The organism is Rudaeicoccus suwonensis (assembly GCF_007829035.1).
GTDB classification, from domain to species: Bacteria; Actinomycetota; Actinomycetes; order Actinomycetales; family Dermatophilaceae; genus Rudaeicoccus; species Rudaeicoccus suwonensis.
In genome coordinates this window covers 1,944,540-1,961,116 of record NZ_VIVQ01000001.1, presented here as the reverse complement: position 1 = coordinate 1,961,116, position 16,577 = coordinate 1,944,540, and the positions used below count along the sequence as shown (strand labels likewise).

Annotated in this window: 12 protein-coding genes; 4 read left to right on the top strand and 8 right to left on the bottom strand. The window is 66.9% G+C overall.

Features of this window, described 5'->3' with window-relative positions; all coding sequences use genetic code 11:
* Positions 1-51: 51 nt before the first annotated feature.
* The 5 genes from BKA23_RS08965 to uraD are packed head-to-tail and all read right to left on the bottom strand — an operon-like array spanning position 52 to position 8,028.
* Positions 52-1,332 (bottom strand): guanine deaminase, encoded by a 1,281-nt coding sequence (locus tag BKA23_RS08965; protein ID WP_145227406.1) that lies wholly within the window; start codon positions 1,330-1,332, stop codon positions 52-54.
* Positions 1,329-2,147 (bottom strand): xanthine dehydrogenase accessory protein XdhC, encoded by an 819-nt coding sequence (xdhC, locus tag BKA23_RS08960; RefSeq protein ID WP_145227404.1) that lies wholly within the window; start codon positions 2,145-2,147, stop codon positions 1,329-1,331. Before xdhC ends, BKA23_RS08965 begins: the two co-directional genes overlap by 4 nt.
* 3 nt (positions 2,148-2,150) lie before the next feature.
* Entirely contained in the window at positions 2,151-4,628 is a 2,478-nt protein-coding gene (gene xdhB / locus BKA23_RS08955; RefSeq protein WP_145227402.1) for a xanthine dehydrogenase molybdopterin binding subunit, read from the bottom strand.
* Positions 4,625-6,049, bottom strand: coding sequence for a xanthine dehydrogenase small subunit (locus BKA23_RS08950; RefSeq protein ID WP_145227400.1), 1,425 nt, complete (start codon positions 6,047-6,049; stop codon positions 4,625-4,627). Before BKA23_RS08950 ends, xdhB begins: the two co-directional genes overlap by 4 nt.
* Positions 6,050-6,102: 53 nt before the next feature.
* Positions 6,103-8,028 (bottom strand): 2-oxo-4-hydroxy-4-carboxy-5-ureidoimidazoline decarboxylase, encoded by a 1,926-nt coding sequence (gene uraD / locus BKA23_RS08945; RefSeq protein ID WP_145227398.1) that lies wholly within the window; start codon positions 8,026-8,028, stop codon positions 6,103-6,105.
* Positions 8,029-8,244: 216 nt separating this feature from the next.
* Between uraD and BKA23_RS08940 the strand changes: the two genes are divergently transcribed.
* Positions 8,245-8,820 carry an HhH-GPD-type base excision DNA repair protein gene (locus tag BKA23_RS08940; protein WP_145227396.1) on the top strand — a complete coding sequence of 192 codons (576 nt, stop codon included), beginning with the start codon at positions 8,245-8,247 and terminating at the stop codon, positions 8,818-8,820.
* A 198-nt stretch (positions 8,821-9,018) separates the two neighbouring features.
* Here the strand turns inward: BKA23_RS08940 and BKA23_RS08935 are convergent, their stop codons facing one another.
* The gene (locus BKA23_RS08935) at positions 9,019-9,603 is read right to left on the bottom strand and encodes a TetR/AcrR family transcriptional regulator (protein WP_145227394.1); all 585 of its coding nucleotides are present in this window, start codon (positions 9,601-9,603) and stop codon (positions 9,019-9,021) included.
* 99 nt (positions 9,604-9,702) lie between these two features.
* Between BKA23_RS08935 and BKA23_RS08930 the strand changes: the two genes are divergently transcribed.
* The 3 genes from BKA23_RS08930 to BKA23_RS08920 are packed head-to-tail and all read left to right on the top strand — an operon-like array spanning position 9,703 to position 12,373.
* A complete protein-coding gene (locus tag BKA23_RS08930; protein ID WP_145227392.1) occupies positions 9,703-11,304 on the top strand; it encodes an MFS transporter in 1,602 nt (533 codons plus the stop codon).
* 32 nt (positions 11,305-11,336) lie between these two features.
* A complete protein-coding gene (locus tag BKA23_RS08925) occupies positions 11,337-11,882 on the top strand; it encodes a DinB family protein (RefSeq protein WP_145227390.1) in 546 nt (181 codons plus the stop codon).
* Positions 11,879-12,373, top strand: a complete 495-nt coding sequence (locus tag BKA23_RS08920) for a GNAT family N-acetyltransferase (RefSeq protein WP_145227388.1) — start codon at positions 11,879-11,881, stop codon at positions 12,371-12,373. Before BKA23_RS08925 ends, BKA23_RS08920 begins: the two co-directional genes overlap by 4 nt.
* 195 nt (positions 12,374-12,568) lie before the next feature.
* Here the strand turns inward: BKA23_RS08920 and BKA23_RS08915 are convergent, their stop codons facing one another.
* Positions 12,569-15,016: a DNA gyrase/topoisomerase IV subunit A gene (locus BKA23_RS08915; protein ID WP_145227386.1), complete on the bottom strand. Its 2,448-nt coding sequence runs from the start codon at positions 15,014-15,016 to the stop codon at positions 12,569-12,571.
* 105 nt (positions 15,017-15,121) lie between these two features.
* Positions 15,122-16,576 carry a glycosyltransferase family 39 protein gene (locus tag BKA23_RS08910; RefSeq protein WP_170226434.1) on the bottom strand — a complete coding sequence of 485 codons (1,455 nt, stop codon included), beginning with the start codon at positions 16,574-16,576 and terminating at the stop codon, positions 15,122-15,124.
* Between the last annotated feature and the right edge of the window lies 1 nt (position 16,577).

The window sequence follows — 16,577 nt, the reverse complement described above, 5'->3', positions numbered from 1 at the left end:
CGATGCGCGCCCGCCACTCGCGACAGACGGCGGGCCATGAGCGTCGTGCGATCAGCGTTGGTGCACGACCTCGCCGTCGACCCACACCGACGCCAGATCGGCGCTGGCGCCGAGCGCGAATGTCCTTGCCAAGGCTTCGCTTTCGTCCTCGGCGTGCCGCAATGCCACGTCGAGCACGGTGTCGGCGACCGGACGTACCCACACGGCGTCGAAACGCCGGCCGACGCTCAGGTCGCCCACTTCGGGCAGGGCGAGGGCGTCCGCTCCGGCGCGGGTCATCAGGCTCAACAGCTGCGCGGGGGTCATCGGCATACCGTCCGCGCCCAGCAGTGACTGCATGAAGTACGCCTGGAGACCCTCTTTCAGCAGGTTGAAGCCGGTGCCGGCGCCGACGTCGGAGCCGAGGGCGACACGCACTCCTGCATCAAGATGCCGCCGCAACGGGAACAGGCCACTACCCAGCGCCGCATTGCTCGTCGGGCAGTGCGCCACCGCCGCGTCATGCTCTGCCATCGCCGCAAGTTCGGAGTCCGCCGGGTGGACGTTGTGGGCGAAGATGCTGCGGTTGCCGACAAGACCGTGCCGCAGGTAGCTGCCGAGGTAATCGGTCCCGAAGAGCTCACGCACGCGGGCGATCTCGTGGACGTTCTCGTTGATGTGAGAGGTGAACAGCGCCCCGTCCACCTGACGCATCAGCTCGCCGCAGGCAGCGAGCAGATCGTCGGTGCACGACAGCGAGAAACGGGGAGTCACGGCATACCGCAGGCGTTCCTGGCCGGACCAGCGCGCGGCCAGCGCCAGCGAGTCCGCCAACCCGCGCTGCGCGTCGGTCAGCAGATCCTCCCGCAGGATCCGGTCGCTGAGCACCACTCCGCTGGTGATCCGCAGACCCACCGCAGCGGCCTCCTCGAACAGCAGATCCACGGCCGACGCGAAGTGCGACCCGAAGACCAGTGCCGAGGTCGTGCCGGCCTGAGCCAGGCCGCGAACGAAGTCCGCGGCCACTCCGCGTGCGTAGGACGGTTGCGCCAGCCGGGCCTCCTCCGGCAGCGCGCACCGGTCGAGCCATTCCAGCAACGGCATACCGAGGCCGCCGATGACACGCACCTGCGGGAAATGCACGTGCGTGTCGATGAACCCTGGCAGCAACAGGCCCCCGTCGAGGTGGATGACGTCATCGTCGGGACACCGGCTGCGCACCTGGGTATATGCGCCGCGATCGGTGATCTTTCCGTCGATCACCTGCAAAGCGCCATCGGACTCGGTGCGCAGAGCAGCCCCGGTGAACGGGTCCTCCGGTGTGTCCAGCAGGCAGGCGCGGTAGATCGTCATCGGGTGGCCCCCACAGGTGCGCGCTCCGACTCGGTGATGCGCAGCAGTTCGGCGGCGATCGACACGGCCACCACAGCGGGATCCTTGCCCGCGATCGACCGGTCGCCCAACGGGCTACGGATACCGGCGACCGCCTCCGGCGAGTGACCCTCGTCCTGCAGCCGCTTCTCGAAACGCCGCCACTTCGCCGATGATCCGATCAGTCCGACGGACCCGAGGTGCCGGCACCGCAGTGCCATGTCGCACAATGCGGCGTCCTCGCTGTGATCATGGGTGAGGATCACCACGTGTGTGCCGACGGGGAGCTCGCCGAGCGTGACTTCGGGCACCGGCGCGTGGTGTATGACGATGTCGGCGGTCGGGTCGGGAGCGATTGTCGACGGCCACACGGCGTGTGATGCGCGCGAGTCCACCAAGTGCAGGCGGACGTCGTGGCGGGCGAGTAGCGCGGCGAGTTCGACGCCGACGTGTCCGAGACCGAAGACCGCGATGGACGGTGACGGGCGAAGCGCCTCGAAGAGTACGGTCACCACACCGCCGCAGCACTGCGTGCCGTGTTCCGTGGTTGCATGCTCGTTCAGATCGAAGCGCATGGTGCGCGTGGCCGCATCGGCCGCTTGGAGTTGCTCCCGCGCGTGCTGCACCGCGGTCGCCTCGAGGTTGCCCCCGCCGACGGTGCCCCAGGTGCGCTCAGTTGTGACGACCATCTTCGCGCCAGGGGACTGCGGAGCGTGCCCGCGCGTCTCGATGACGGTGACCAGGACGGCCGCTTCACCGCTGGCGCGCAAGTGCGCAATTGCGTTGATCCAGTGCATGATTCAAGCCTTCGCGGGCTCTTCGAGCATGGACTGCCGAGGTTCGTGTTCCTCGTTCATCTGCTCGGACAGCGGGTGCATCGCAGGGGCATCGGCATCCGGGCGCGGAGGCTGCACAGCGTTGCTGTCACGGCGCAGATCGTCACCACAGTGGCCGGCACGTGCGGATTCGATCGCCCAGAAGACAGCCTCCGGTGTCGCCGGCAGGCCGAGGTTCACGCTGGCGCCCGGACTGCCGAAGGCGGCGGCCGCGTGACGCAGTGCCTCACGGACGGAGAACGCCAGCATCAGCGGCGGCTCGCCGACTGCCTTGGATCCGTAGACCGCACCCTCCTCGTGTGCCTGCTCGAGCAGCGAAACATGGAACTCCTCGGGCATCTCCGAGAAGCTCGGCAGTTTGTAGGTCGATGCCGCCTGTGTCTGCAGCCGACCACGGGTCGGGCGGTCGCTCTCGTCCCAGACGAGTTCCTCGAGCGTCATCCAGCCGGCGCCCTGCACGAAGCCGCCTTCGATCTGACCGATGTCGACCAGCGGGGAGAGGCTGTCGCCGACGTCGTGCACGATGTCGACCCGACGGGTGCGGTAGCTGCCGGTGAACCCGTCGACCTCCACCTCCGTGCAGGAGACGCCGTGCGCGAAATACTTGAAGGGCTCGCCCTGCATGGCGGTGGAGTCCCAGTGCAGACCCTCGGTGCGGTAGTACCCCGACGCGGCCAGTTGAACCCGCTGGAAGTACGCACGCGTGGTGAGGTCGGACCAGGTGATCGGCTCGGCCTTGCTGCCGATCGCCGAGACCACGCCGGCTTCGAAGCGCACATCGGCCGGGTTGACACCGAAGTGCTGAGCCGCCACGACGGCCAGCCGTTCGCGGAGTTGCTCGCAGGCGTGCTTGACGGCTCCACCGTTGAGGTCTGCACCCGAACTCGCAGCGGTGGCAGAGGTGTTCGGGACTTTGTCGGTGCGGGTCGGTGCCAGCCGGACCGTGGACAGCGGGACCCCGAGAGCGGTCGCAGCGACCTGCAGCATCTTTGTGTGCAAGCCCTGGCCCATCTCGGTGCCGCCGTGGTTGATCAGCACCGAGCCGTCCTTGTAGATGAGCACAAGGGCGCCCGCCTGGTTGAAAGCGGTCAGGTTGAAGGAGATGCCGAACTTCACCGGAGTGATCGCCATACCTCGTTTGGTATGGCGGTGCGTCGCGTTGAATTCTTCGATCTCGCGCAGGCGACGTGACACGTCCGCCTGATCGACCAGTTGGTTCCATGCGCGGCCGAGGCGTTCCGCCTGGGCGACCGGCTGGCCGTACGGCGTGGTCTGGCCGGGTTGGTAAAGGTTGTCGTGCCGCAGCGTCGTGGCGTCGACTCCCAGCAAGGGCGCGCAGCGACCGATGATGTCTTCGATGACGAGCATCCCCTGCGGACCGCCGAACCCGCGGAAGGCCGTCTGCGACGTCTTGTTCGTTCGGGCGATGCGGCCGGCGACGCGCACGTTCGGAACGTAGTAGGCGTTGTCGATGTGACACAGCGCGCGGGCGAGCACCGGCTCGGACAGATCGAGACTCCAGCCGGCGTCAGAGGTCAGCGTCGCATCCAGCGCGGTGATGCGGTTGTTCGCGTCGAAGCCCACCCGCCAATCCGCATGGAATCCATGGCGTTTGCCGCTCATGGTCATGTCCAGGGTGCGGTTCAGGCGCAGACGGACGGGTCGGCCGGTCAAGGTCGCACCCAACGCCGCGATGGCCGCGAAGCCGTGGGGTTGCATCTCCTTGCCACCGAATCCGCCGCCCATGCGCAGACACTGCACCGTGACCTCGTGTGAGGCGACGCCCATGACATGAGCGACGATCTCCTGCGTCTCGCTGGGGTGCTGGGTGCTGCTCTGGACGAAGATCTGCTGGTTCTCGTCGACGAGCGCCAGGGCAGCGTGAGTCTCGAGATAGAAGTGCTCCTGGCCTTTGAACTCGAACTCGCCGCTGAAGACGTGAGCTGCGGAGTCGAAGGCGGTGGTGAGGTCACCGCGTTCCATGACCGGCTGCGCGCCCTGGAACTGGTCGGCAGCGATCGCCTCACGCACTGTGACGATAGCCGGCAGGGGCTCGTAGTCGACCTCGACCGCGGCAGCGCCTTGCCGTGCGGCGTCAAGGGTTTCGGCGAGCACCCAGCAGACGGCGTGCCCATAGAACTGCACCTCGGTCGGGAACAACGGCTCGTCATGCTTGACTCCCGCGTCGTTGACGCCGGGGACGTCGTCACCGGTCAGCACCCGGATCACGCCCGGCACCTCGAGCGCAGGTGCGGTGCGTATGGCGGTGACGGTGGCGCGGGCATGCGTCGACTGGACCGGCCATGCGTGCAGCACGTCCCGGGTGCGTTCGATGAGGTCGTCGGTGTAGAGCGCCGCTCCCGTGACGTGCAGGTCGGCGGCCTCGTGCGAAAGCGCTTGCCCGACAACCGGATTCATTGGGCGTTGGGAAAGAGAACTCATCGCACCGACTCCATCGTTGACTCGAAGAACTTCGGCAGGCTGGTGCCCAGCACTGCCCGGCGGTACCTGTCGCTGGCGCGGTGGTCGCTCATCGGAGTGCCCTCCGTGCTCATGGCCTCGGCTGCAGCGGACACCGTCTCGGCCGACCACGGCTGCCCGAGGAGCGCTGCCTCCGTGGCACGAGCCCGGATCGGAGTGGCCGCCACGCCACCCAGACCGATGGCCGCACGCGTCACGATGCCATCGCTCACGTCGACGGCATACGCGATGGCGACGCTCGAGATGTCGTCGAACCGGCGTTTGGCGATCTTGTGGAAGTCGGTGAGTCGGGCGAGCGGCTTGGGCAGGCGGAGCGCGCGGATGATCTCGCCTGGCGCGCGCACGGTCTGCCGGTAGCCGGTGAAATAGTCCGCCAAAGGCACCGACCGATCGCCGGAGGTGCTGGTGAGGATCACCTCGGCCTCCAACGCCAGCAGCACCGGCGGCGAATCGCCGATGGGAGAGCCGGTGCCGATATTGCCACCAAGGGTGGCGCCGTTGCGGATCAGGCGAGATGCAAACTGCGGAAAGAGCTTGGCCAGCAACGGAATCGAGCCGTCGAGGCGGTTCTCGATCTCACTCAGGGTCAGTGCGGCGCCGATCTCGACGGCCTCGTCCGTCTCGGTCAACTCGCGCAGTTGTGGCAACCGGTCGATCGCGATGACGGTCTCGGCGCGCGAGCGCAGCAGGTTGACGCCGACTCCCCAGTCGGTAGCACCGGCGACCAGTTGCGCCTGCGGGCTCTCGGCGAGCAGCGAGAGCGCTTCGTCCAGGTCGCGCGGGCGGACGAAGGTCGCACCCGCGGCGCTGACGCGGGTCGGTGCCGCTTGCGGTGCCGGCTGGGTCCGCCGGGCAGCGAGTGCGTCACCGGACTCGGGGAAGCCCAGGGCGTATGCCGCATCGCGGATCGGTCGGTACCCGGTGCACCGGCACAGATTGCCCGACAACGAGTGCAGGTCGAAGCCGTTTGGCCCATGCTCGGCATCGGCGTGCTCGCATGCCTGACGGCTGTCGCGATAGAACTCCGACGCCATACTGCAGATGAATCCCGGTGTGCAGTAACCACATTGGGAACCGCCGCGGCTGGCCATCTCCTGTTGGACAGGGTGCAGGTCGTCGGCGGAGCCCAGGCCCTCAGAGGTGACGACCTCCTGGCCTTCGAGGCTGAGCGCGGAGATGAGACAGGAGTTCACCGCGACCCAGGTGGTGCCCTCGCCCGTGCTGTCCGGTTTGGCGACGAGCACCGAGCAGGCGCCGCATTCGCCCTCCGCACACCCCTCTTTGGCACCGGTCAGGCCCTGACTGCGCAACCAGTCCAGAGCGTTGGTGTGTGGGTCCGCAGCGTCCAGGGACGCGCACCGGCCATTGACAGTCGCCTCCATGAGCGGGCTCCTTCCGATCGTGTGGAGAGTGTATTTCGGTATGCCGGTCGTGGTCATCGACTCGCCTCGTTCAGCCGCAGATGGCTGGTGCGGGACATCGGGATCGGGTTGGCGTCCTCGACAAGCCGGTCGAACCGGTGGCCGGCGATCTTGGCCACCTCGACAACGGCCGCTGCCTGCTCCTGCGCCGGAGAGTTCGCCAGCCGCTCCCAGCCGTGCGCCATGAGCGTCGGGACGGAGGTCTCACCGCGCACACACAGGACCAGCGGCATGCCGAAACGCTCGGCATACGTGCTCGTCAGCTCGTGGAGTTCGCTGCGCTCGGCAGCGGTCAGATCGGTCAGGCCCGCCGAGCGCTGGTCGTCGACGGACGCAGCATGTGCTTCGTCGGTGGCGGGCTCGCCCAGGGGAGGGTACGCGTTGAGGAGGGCGGTTCGCTCGCCCGGGTCGGACGCGAAGAGCGCTTCCTGGAACGAGCGTCGAAGGTCGTGCGTGGTGCTGAACGGCCTTTGATCGTAGGCCCGTTCGACGACGGAGGTCGGACCCTCGAAGAGTTCACCGAAAGTGCTCACGAAGTCGGCGCGGCTCATCCGGTTGACCTGCTCGAGACGGATCAAGTCGCCTGGACGACCGGCGACTGCCGGTCCGAGACCGGAGCCAAGGTGATGGAAGACGAGGTACAGCACGAACGCGCTGATGCTGCCGATGGTGATTCCGCTGCCGAGGAAGACCTGGGCCCACTGCGGAAGCGTCTGCGCGACACCAGGTTCGGCGGTGACAAACATCGCCAGCCCCAGGCTGGTGGCCACGATGATCACGTTGCGGTGGTCCTGAAAATCGACCTTGGCGAGGGTTTGTATGCCGACCACGGCCACGGTCGCGAACATCGCCAGACCGGCACCACCGAGCACCGGCGTCGGGATGCCTGCGACGATTGCCGCCGCCTTGGGCAGCAGGCCCAGCACGATCATGAACGCGCCCGCGGTGGCGACGACATACCGACTTTTGACCCGGGTCAGCCGCACCAGACCGACGTTCTCGGCGAAGCAGGTGTAGGGAAAAGAGTTGAGGACACCGCCGATCATCGTGGCGAGGCCGTCGGCGCGGAGGGCGCGGGTGACGTCGCTGGAGTCGACTCGCTTGTCGACGATCTCGGCGGTGGCGAAGACGTCGCCGGTGGTTTCGACCGCTGTGATCAGCATGACGATGATCATCGAGATACACGCTGCCACCGCGAATTTCGGCGCTCCGAAATGGAACGGGGTGGTGACTCCGACCCAGCTGGACGAACCGACCGAACCGAAGTGCGCGTCACCCATCGACCAGGCGACCACGGTGCCGATGACCAGTCCGATGAGCACCGCCACCGTGGCGATGAACCCACGGAAGATGCGTTGCAGGGCGACGATGAGCAGGACGGTGCCGATCGCATAACACAGATTGCGCACCGAGGTGGGGTCGGACTTGCCGTTCGCGCTGGTGACCGCGTCGCCGGCGGCGACCGGCAAGAGCGACAGGCCGATGATGGTGATGACCGAGCCGGTGACCACGGGCGGGAAGAAGCGGACCAGCTTGCCGAACAATGGGGCGATCGCCAGGGTGACCAGGCCCGCGACGAGCACCGACCCGTAGATCGTGAGGAGGCCGTTGACACCGCCGCCGGCCGCGAGGCCGATGGAGATCATCGGTGACACCGCAGTGAAGGTCACGCCCTGCAGCAGCGGCAGCCGGACGCCGACCTTCCAGAATCCGATCGACTGGATGATCGAGGCGATGCCGCAGGTGAACAGGTCGGCATTGATCAGGTGGATCAACTGCTCCGTGCTCAGCTTGAGGCTGCTGGCGAGCAGGATCGGCACGATGACGGCACCGGCGTAGAACGCGAGCACGTGCTGGAATCCGTAGATCGCGAGTTTGCTGGGCGGCAACACCTCATCGACCGGGTGGACGGCGCGGCGCCTGGTAGCTGTTGCGGTCATCGGGTGGGCTCCTGACCATGTCTGCCGAGATGAGGCAGACATGGTTGACGGGCCTTCAAGGCGGGACCAGCAGGTTATCCATGCCGAACAGCAGGTCCTGGGATGCGATAGTAGGCGGTCGCTGTGACCCGTGTCACGCATTTTGGAAGATTAATTTCAATTGGTGGAATCGGTGACGACTCACGGCAGGCGCTTCGGCGCGTATTCTCGGGCGTCATGACGCTCTGCATCGCGCAAGACGAGCACGCCGACGCCGTGCTGTCCGACCATCCGTTCGCGTTGGTCGTCGGGATGCTGCTCGATCAGCAGTTTCCGATGGAGCGCGCGTTTCAGGGACCGGCCAAGATCGCCGACCGCTTCGGATCCATCGACCCGGTCCAGATCGCCGCTGCCGACGAGGAGGCCTTCGTGCAGTTGTGCGTCCAGCCGCCGGCGATCCACCGGTATGCCGGGTCGATGGCTCGCCGGGTGATGGCCGTCGCGGCGGTCGTGCGCGATGAGTATGACGGTGACACCGCCGCCATCTGGACGACCGCGTCCGACACGCGAGAGCTGTTGAGGCGACTGATGGCGCTACCCGGTTTCGGTGAGCAGAAGGCGCGGATCTTCGCCGCGCTGCTCGGCAAGCAACTGGGTGTGCAGTCGGCGGGTTGGCGCGAGGCGATCGGGCCGTATGCCGAGGTCGGCAGCTTCCGGTCCGTCGCAGACGTCGTCGATGCCGAATCCCTGCAGAAGGTCAGGGATTTCAAGAAGTCGGCCAAGGCCGCGGCGAAGGCTGCCGCTCAAGGCTGACCGGCGCCGCGGTCCCGCGGTTCGCCGCCCAGGTTGGGTGGGTATCGAGGTGGTCGGGTGTTCGACTGAGCGGCTACGTGCGGTGCGACCGGGCGAGCTGTCCGTAGGTGTCGTTTTGGGCGTCGGATAACGACGTCTGCTGCCAGGTCAACCGATCGCGGCTTTTGGTTCCGCCGAATCGGCGCGCGCCGGGTCGTCTCAACTGGTGATGCGTGTCGCGAGAGCGTTGATCTGTTCGCGCAGGTCCGGCCACGGGAACTTGCTGAGCGGGCTGCGCAGCACGACGGCCCCGTGGATCCCGCACCACAACTGGATGGCGCGCTCGCGGGCGTCCTCGTCTGAGGTGCAGACCGGGCGGACCGTGTCGACGATGAGTTCGAATTCGGGCTGGCCGATGTAGTCGCAGCCGTCGGGCAGGTCGAGGTTCCAGCTCGTCGCGAAGAGTGTCCGGAAAGCTCCGGGGCGCTTTTCGGCGAAGTCGGCATACAGCAGGCCGAGCTCGACGAGTCGATCCTTGGGGGAGTCGTCCGTCGTATGGCCCGCCTCCGCGAGTTGCTCGCCGAACTGCAGCCAGAGCTTGGATTTCACTGCGGTCAATAGCGATTCGAGCGAGTCGAAGTGCAGGTAGATCGACGTGGCGGCAATTCCCAGCTTGCGGGCGACAGCTCGAAGGGACAGCGACCAGGGATCGTCGAGCTCCTCCACGAGTTGGAGTGCTGTGTCCACGATGTCCTCGCGCAGCTGGCCACCCTCGCCTCGCGCGGACGGCGTTCGTTTCGTCATGGCCTCATTGTGCTCTGTGTGATCAAAGATTGACACTCGTAGGGCTACGACCGTTAGGCTACGGGTGTTCACTCACTGATTCGTCGAATTGAGGACGCCATGTCGATCACCACCGCGCAAGACGACGCCACGTCAGCACGGGTCTCGAGGCCGGGCATCTCGCTCACTCTCATCTGCACCGCGATGTTCATGCTCATGCTCGACCTCACGATCGTCGCGGTGGCCCTGCCCGACATCCAACGGGACCTGGGGTCGAATCTCAGCGACCTGCAATGGGTCGTCGACGCGTACACGCTGCCGCTGGCGGCGCTCCTGCTGACGGCCGCCACGATGGGCGATCGCATCGGTCGGCGCACGATGTTCAGCTCCGGCATGGCTGTCTTCACGCTCGGCTCGCTGATGTGCGCACTGTCGGTGGATCCGATGATGCTCAACCTGATGCGCGGGCTGCAGGGCATCGGCGCGGCCATGCTGTTCGCCACGACCATGCCGATCCTCGGTCACGCATACCCCGACCTGGCCTCCCGCGCGAAGGCGGTCGGCATCTTCGGCGCGGTGCTGGCGTCGGCGACGGCGGTCGGACCGCTGCTCGGCGGAGCGATCGTCGACCACCTCGGCTGGAAGTGGATCTTCGCGATCAACGTGCCGATCGGCATTGCCGCCTTCGTGGCGGCGCGCAGGTACCTGCCGCAGTCGAAGGCGGCGGTGCCGCGCGCCGCCGACTGGATCGGCACGGCACTGCTCACCGTGGCACTCGCCGCTCTGGTGTTCGGGCTGATCCGCGGGCAGAGTGCGGGGTGGTCATCGGCACAGATCCTCGGCGCCTTCGCGGTGAGCGTGCTGGCCCTGATCGGCTTCGTCATACGTGCTGCGGTCGTCGACGAACCGATGGTCGACCTCGAACTCTTTCGCCGACCCGGCTTCGTCGGCATCGGTCTGAGCGGCTTCGTGATCGCCGGAACGATCGTCGCCGCGACGAACTACGTGGGCCTGTATTTCGTGAACTCACTGGGCTTTTCGCCGTTCGGGGCCGGTCTGCGCTTCCTGCCGCTGAGTCTGGCGGCCTTCGTCGCTGCGCCGGTGACGGCTCAGCTCGGCCGCCAGGTACCGCCGGTGGTGACCCTGCCAGCCAGCCTCGTGACCGTCGCGGTGGGCCTGCTGTGGGCCTCGCGTATCGATGCCCACAGCGGCTGGCTGGCCCTCGCTCCGGGGCTCGCACTCGCCGGAGTCGGGCTCGGCGCATCGAGCGCGGTGATGTCGGCTGCGGCGCTGGCCTCCGTCGAACCAGACCGTGCAGGTATGGCGACCGGTGTCGTCAATACGCTTCGGCAGGTCGGCACGGCTGCGGGTGTTGCGGCTCTGGGCGCGGTGTTCACCTCGAACGTGCGCTCACGCGTCACGGCCGATCTCGGCGTGGCGCAACTGCCCCGCCAGACGGTCGCGACGATCTCGGGTGCGGTCGAATCGGGAGCAGGCAAACTCGTTGCGGCGCATGCGCCCGCGGCAGACCGCAGCATGCTGGCCAACGTCGCCGTCGACGCGACCGCTCACGGCATCCACTCGATCCTGCTGATCGGTGGAGTGGTCTCGACGGGGTCGATCGTGGTGGTGGCAGGGCTTCTGCTGCTCGCCCGTCGACGCGGTGAGGGTGCAGCGGAGAAAACACACGCGGATCAACGGGTGGTCGCTGAAATCGGATGACTACCGCACCGGCCGTCGGTAGGTTCGCCGGTATGACGACTGCCACGTTCGCACCGGACGACCGCCGTGACCCGGCACTGCGCGCCGGGGAGGCCGAGACGCTCCTCGGCTTTCTGAACTATCACCGGGACACCTTGCGGATGAAGATTGGTGGACTCACCGCCGAGCAGCTCGCCACGACGCTTGCTCCCTCGGACATGACCCTCGGCGGGATGCTGAAACACCTCGCACTCGTCGAGGACAACTGGCTTGTCGTGGTCTTCGCCGGCCAGCCGGATCCGGAACCGTGGGCGTCTGCTGGTGACGACGACCCCGACTGGGAGTGGCACAGCGCACATCTGGACAGCCCGACCGAGTTGCGCGAGCTGTATGACGCATCGGTGGCCCGGGCGGACACAGTGATCAGTGCAGCGCTCGCCGGTGGCGGCCTCGCGGCAGAATCACAGCGTCCGAGTCGTCATACGGGAGAACGCTTTTCGCTGCGCTGGATCCTGCTGCACCTCGTCGAGGAGTACGCCCGCCACAACGGTCACGCAGACCTGATCCGGCAGTCGATCGACGGGCAGGTCGGCGAATGACGTTGATTCGCACCGCAACTGCCGCCGACTGGCCCGCCGTCTGGCCGATCTTCCAAGCAGTTGTAGCCGCTGGTGACACCTACGCCTATCCCACGGATCTGACGTCGGACGAGGCACGACGGTTGTGGCTGGCCGAGGCGCCGGGCGCGACGGTGGTCGCAGTCGATGACGACGGCGCAGTGATCGGCACAGCGAAGATGGGACCGAATCGGCCCGGCAACGGTGACCACGTGGGCACAGCGAGTTTCATGGTCGCCGAGGCGGCTCGTGGACATGGCGCCGGAAGGGCAATGGGTAAGTACGTCGTGCAGTGGCATCGCGAAAATGGTTACCACGCGATCCAGTTCAACGCAGTTGTCGAGAGCAATGCCGCCGCGGTCGCACTGTGGCAGTCCCTCGGCTTCCGGATCATCGGCACGGTTCCCGAGGCATTCCGGCACCCCACGGACGGACTCGTGGGCTTGCACGTCATGTACCTGCGGCTGGGGTGACCGGGGTCGGGCGGTAAGACACGAGCGTCGCGTCAGGAGCTGCGGGTTGACCTGGCAGAAGGTGTCGTTGTGACCGCCGGATAACGACGTGTGCCGACAGGTCAACGCGTGAGCGAGGGGCGCCGGCGCATCCGCCGGTCGGGTCGCCGTCCAGAAGTCACCAGCCGAGGCTCCTGCGATCGAGCGAGATGACCCTCAGTCGAAGGCTCCTGCGATCGCGACGAGCTGACCGGCCGCCGGAACGCCGCTGCCGTCGCGCTTGCCGTCAGCGCTCGGCAGCTCGACCGCGGCACCCGTGGCCGACGCAGCGCGCGCGGGGCCGGTGCCGGCCCAGGCGAGCACCAGTTGATCCTCGTCGCGCAGGAACCTCTGGCAGCGCACGCCGCCGGTGGCGCGGCCCTTGCTTGGGAACTCCGCGAACGGCGCGACTTTGACCGACGCGATGCTCGTGCCGGGTAGTGCCCCCGATGCTCCTGCGCAGGTGACCACGACACTCGCGTCGCTCGGAGCGACAGCGCCGAACCAGATGACGGCTGCCTTCGGCGAGAGCTTGATCCCCGCCATACCGCCGCCTGAACGCCCTTGCGGGCGAACGCTTTCGGCGGAGAAGTGCAGCAGCTGCGCATCGTCGGTGACGAACACCAGGTGCTCCTCGCCGGTCTCGATTTCGACCGCGCCGACGAGGTGATCACCGTCTTTGAGCGTGATGATCTCGAAGGAGTCCTTACCCGGGTAGTCGGGGTTCACACGCTTGACGACGCCCTGCGCCGTGCCGACCGCCAGGCCCTTGGAGTCGGCAGCCACCGAGACCAGTGCCAGTGGCTGCTCGCCGGGCGGCAGGTCGATGTATGCCGCCAGCGGGGCGCCGCCGGCCAGGACCGGCGCGTCGTTGGTCGGCGGAAGCGCCGGCAGATCGAGGGCGGTCAGCCGCACCATGCGCCCGGCGCTGGTCACCACGGCGAACTCGCCACGTGCCGTCGTGCGCACGCGCGAGACGACCACGTCGTGCTTGCGTCGGCTGCCCTGCGTCGACAGCGGGTCGACTCCGGTGGTGCGCGCGAGCAGCCCCGTCGACGACAGCAGCACCCAGCACGGGTCGTCGGACACCTCCAGGGGGCCTGATGCCGACGACACCGCCTGTCCGCCCTCGAGCAGCACGGTGCGCCGCGGCGTGCCGAATTCCTTTGCCACGTCTGCGAGTTCATTGGAGACGGTCCGGTGCAGCAGCTTCTCGTCGTCGAGGATCGCCTGCAACTGCTCGATCTCGCGGCGCAGCTCGTCCTGCTCCTTCTCGAGCTCGATGCGCGAGAACTTCGTCAGACGGCGCAACTGCAACTCAAGGATGTAGTCCGCCTGGGCGGTCGACAGGTCGAAGACCTCGATGAGGCGGGCGCGCGCTGTGCCGGCGTCGTCCGAGGAGCGAATCAGCTGGATGACCTCGTCGATGTCGAGAATCGCGAGCAGCAGGCCCTCGACCAGGTGCAGCCGGTCCTGCTTCTTGGCCAGCCGGAAGGCGGTGCGGCGGCGCACGACGTCGATGCGGAAATCGACATACACCTTGAGCAGTTCCTTCAAGCCCAGGGTGCGCGGCTGGCCGTCGACGAGGGTGACATTGTTGATGCCGAAGGATTCCTCCAACGGCGTTTGTTTGTAGAGGGTTTCGAGCACAGCCTCGGGATTGAAACCGTTCTTGACGTCGATCACCAACCGCATGCCGGACATGTCCGACAGGTCGTAGACATCGGCGATGCCCTGCAGCTTCTTGGCCTGCACCAGGTCCTTCATCCGCTCGATGACCTTCTCCGCGCCGACCAGGTAGGGCAACTCGGTGACAACGATGGATTTTCTGCGGGGAGTGAGGTTTTCGATGGTGGCGGTGGCGCGGGTGCGGAAGCTGCCGCGCCCGGTCAGATAGGCGTCGCGCACACCGTCGAGACCGATGATGCGGCCACCGCACGGCAGGTCGGGCCCTGGCACGAATTTCATCAGGTCGTCCAACGAGCAGTCCGGGTGCGCGATCAGGTGACGCGCCGCGGCGACGACCTCGCCGAGGTTGTGCGGTGCCATGTTGGTGGCCATGCCGACGGCGATGCCGCTCGCGCCGTTGACCAGCAGATTGGGGAAGGCCGCCGGCAGCACGTCGGGCTGCATCTCGCTGTCGTCGTAGTTCGGGACGAAGTCGACGGTGTCCTCGCCGAGGCTGCGCGTCATCGTCAGCGCCACCGGAGCAAGGCGCACCTCGGTGTATCGCGCAGCGGCCGGTCCGTCATCCAGTGACCCGAAGTTGCCGTGACCGTCGATGAGCGGCAGCCGCATCGTGAAGCTCTGCGCCATACGGACCAAGGTGTCGTAGATCGCCTGGTCGCCGTGCGGGTGGTATTTACCCATGACCTCCCCGATGACACGCGAAGACTTCACGTGATTGCGGTCCGGGAACAGTCGCAACTCGTCCATCGCGAACAGGATCCGCCGCTGTACCGGCTTGAGGCCGTCACGCGCGTCAGGCAGAGCACGGGAGTAGATGACCGAGTAGGCGTACTCAAGGTATGCCGCCTGCATCTCATCCTCGACGTCGATGTCGACGATGTTCTGCTGGTCGTCGTCGATGTACTCGATGTCATCGCGCTTCTTGCCGCGTGCCATTGGCCGCCCTTCTGATTTACCCGATCGTCCATCTGTTGCGCGGCTCATCATCCAACATCGCGCGTGCGAACCCATCCGCGACACCCGGCCGCCGGGCGCGGGTGTTCACCGCCAGGTGCACTCGAACCACGCGGCACTGGTGCGGCTGATCACCTTGTCCCACTGCAGAGTGCAGCCGGCCGCCTGCAACTCCGGCAGTTGCGGGCGCTTCCGCAGTGGTGTCTGGAATTCGTACAACAGCAACACGTGCCTGACATGAGCGGCCTTCAGTCGCGCCAATGTGGTGCTGTCCGGGGCATTCACCCCGAACAGCGTGCCCGATGCGACGGGGGACTGGCCGAGCGAAAAGTCTTGCAGGCCGGTGAAACTCGACGGATAGGCGATGCTGCCGGCACGCGAGGCGGGAGTCGCGTAGAACACGCCGGTTCCCGCGCGGGGCAGGGCGCGCACGTATGACGCGAGCAGTCGGTAGTCCTGGTCGTACTTCGCGTGCGGCCCCCGCTGGGCCACCGTGACGGGCAATGCGCCCAGCACCGCCGCCACGGTCAGGGCGACTCCGAGCGGCCGACGAGAGCGCCACAGCCGGTCGATTCCTGCTGCCATCAACATGGCGTATGCCGGAGCACACCACGAAAAATAGCGCTCCTGGTAGATCGGCGACGCCACGAGCGACCAGGCAACGGCGAGCATGGCAGGCACCAGGGCCCAGATCAGCGCGACGGCCCAGCCGCGGCTGCGACGCCAGCCGATCACCACGAGTGCCCAGGCGCTGGCGCCGAGCAGCGCCGGACCGACGATCGTCACCAGCGGGTTGCGGGAGTCGCTTCGCATCCCGAGGAAGAACTGTGAAAAGCCAACAGAGACAGCTGAATCCAGTGGCTGGATATGGAGCCAGCTGATCTGGCCCTGCTGACCGTGGGCGGCCAGGATGAACGGTGCCAAGAGCACAAGGGCGACCGCCGCGGAGAGGACCCACGGGCGCCACCGCTCGCGCGCGATGACCAGGTGCACCACCAGCGCGATGACCGTCAGCAGTTGCACGAAGACCGACAACATGAGGGCTGCGGCATACAGCACCCACCAGCGGCCGCCACGGGCCTTGGCCTTGAGCAACACCCAGACCGCCAGCATCGAGGTGAAGCACGAGAAGGCGCTCGAGCGGGCGTCGAAGCCCGACCAGGTGAGTCCGGGCAGCAGCAGGAAGGTCAGCGTCGACCAGGCGGCCACCCGCTCGTCGAACAATTCTTTGGCGACGAGCACCCCGAGGGCGCAGCAGGCGCCGAGCAGCACGGCCGACAGCGAGCGGATGGCGAAGCCGGACGTGCCGAACACATCCGACCAGCAACGCAACAACGAGTAGAACGTGAGATGGACCAGGTCGACGTGATGCACCACGTCGATGAGCGACCACCACGGTCGCCGGACCGCGGACAAGCTCGCCGTCTCGTCGAACCAGATGCTCGGACGCCAGGACCAGGCCAGGCTCAGCAGTGCGGCGGCCGCACCGGCGAGCAGCGCCCACGTGCGGATGGTGCGTGGGCGGACCGGGACCGTCGTCACC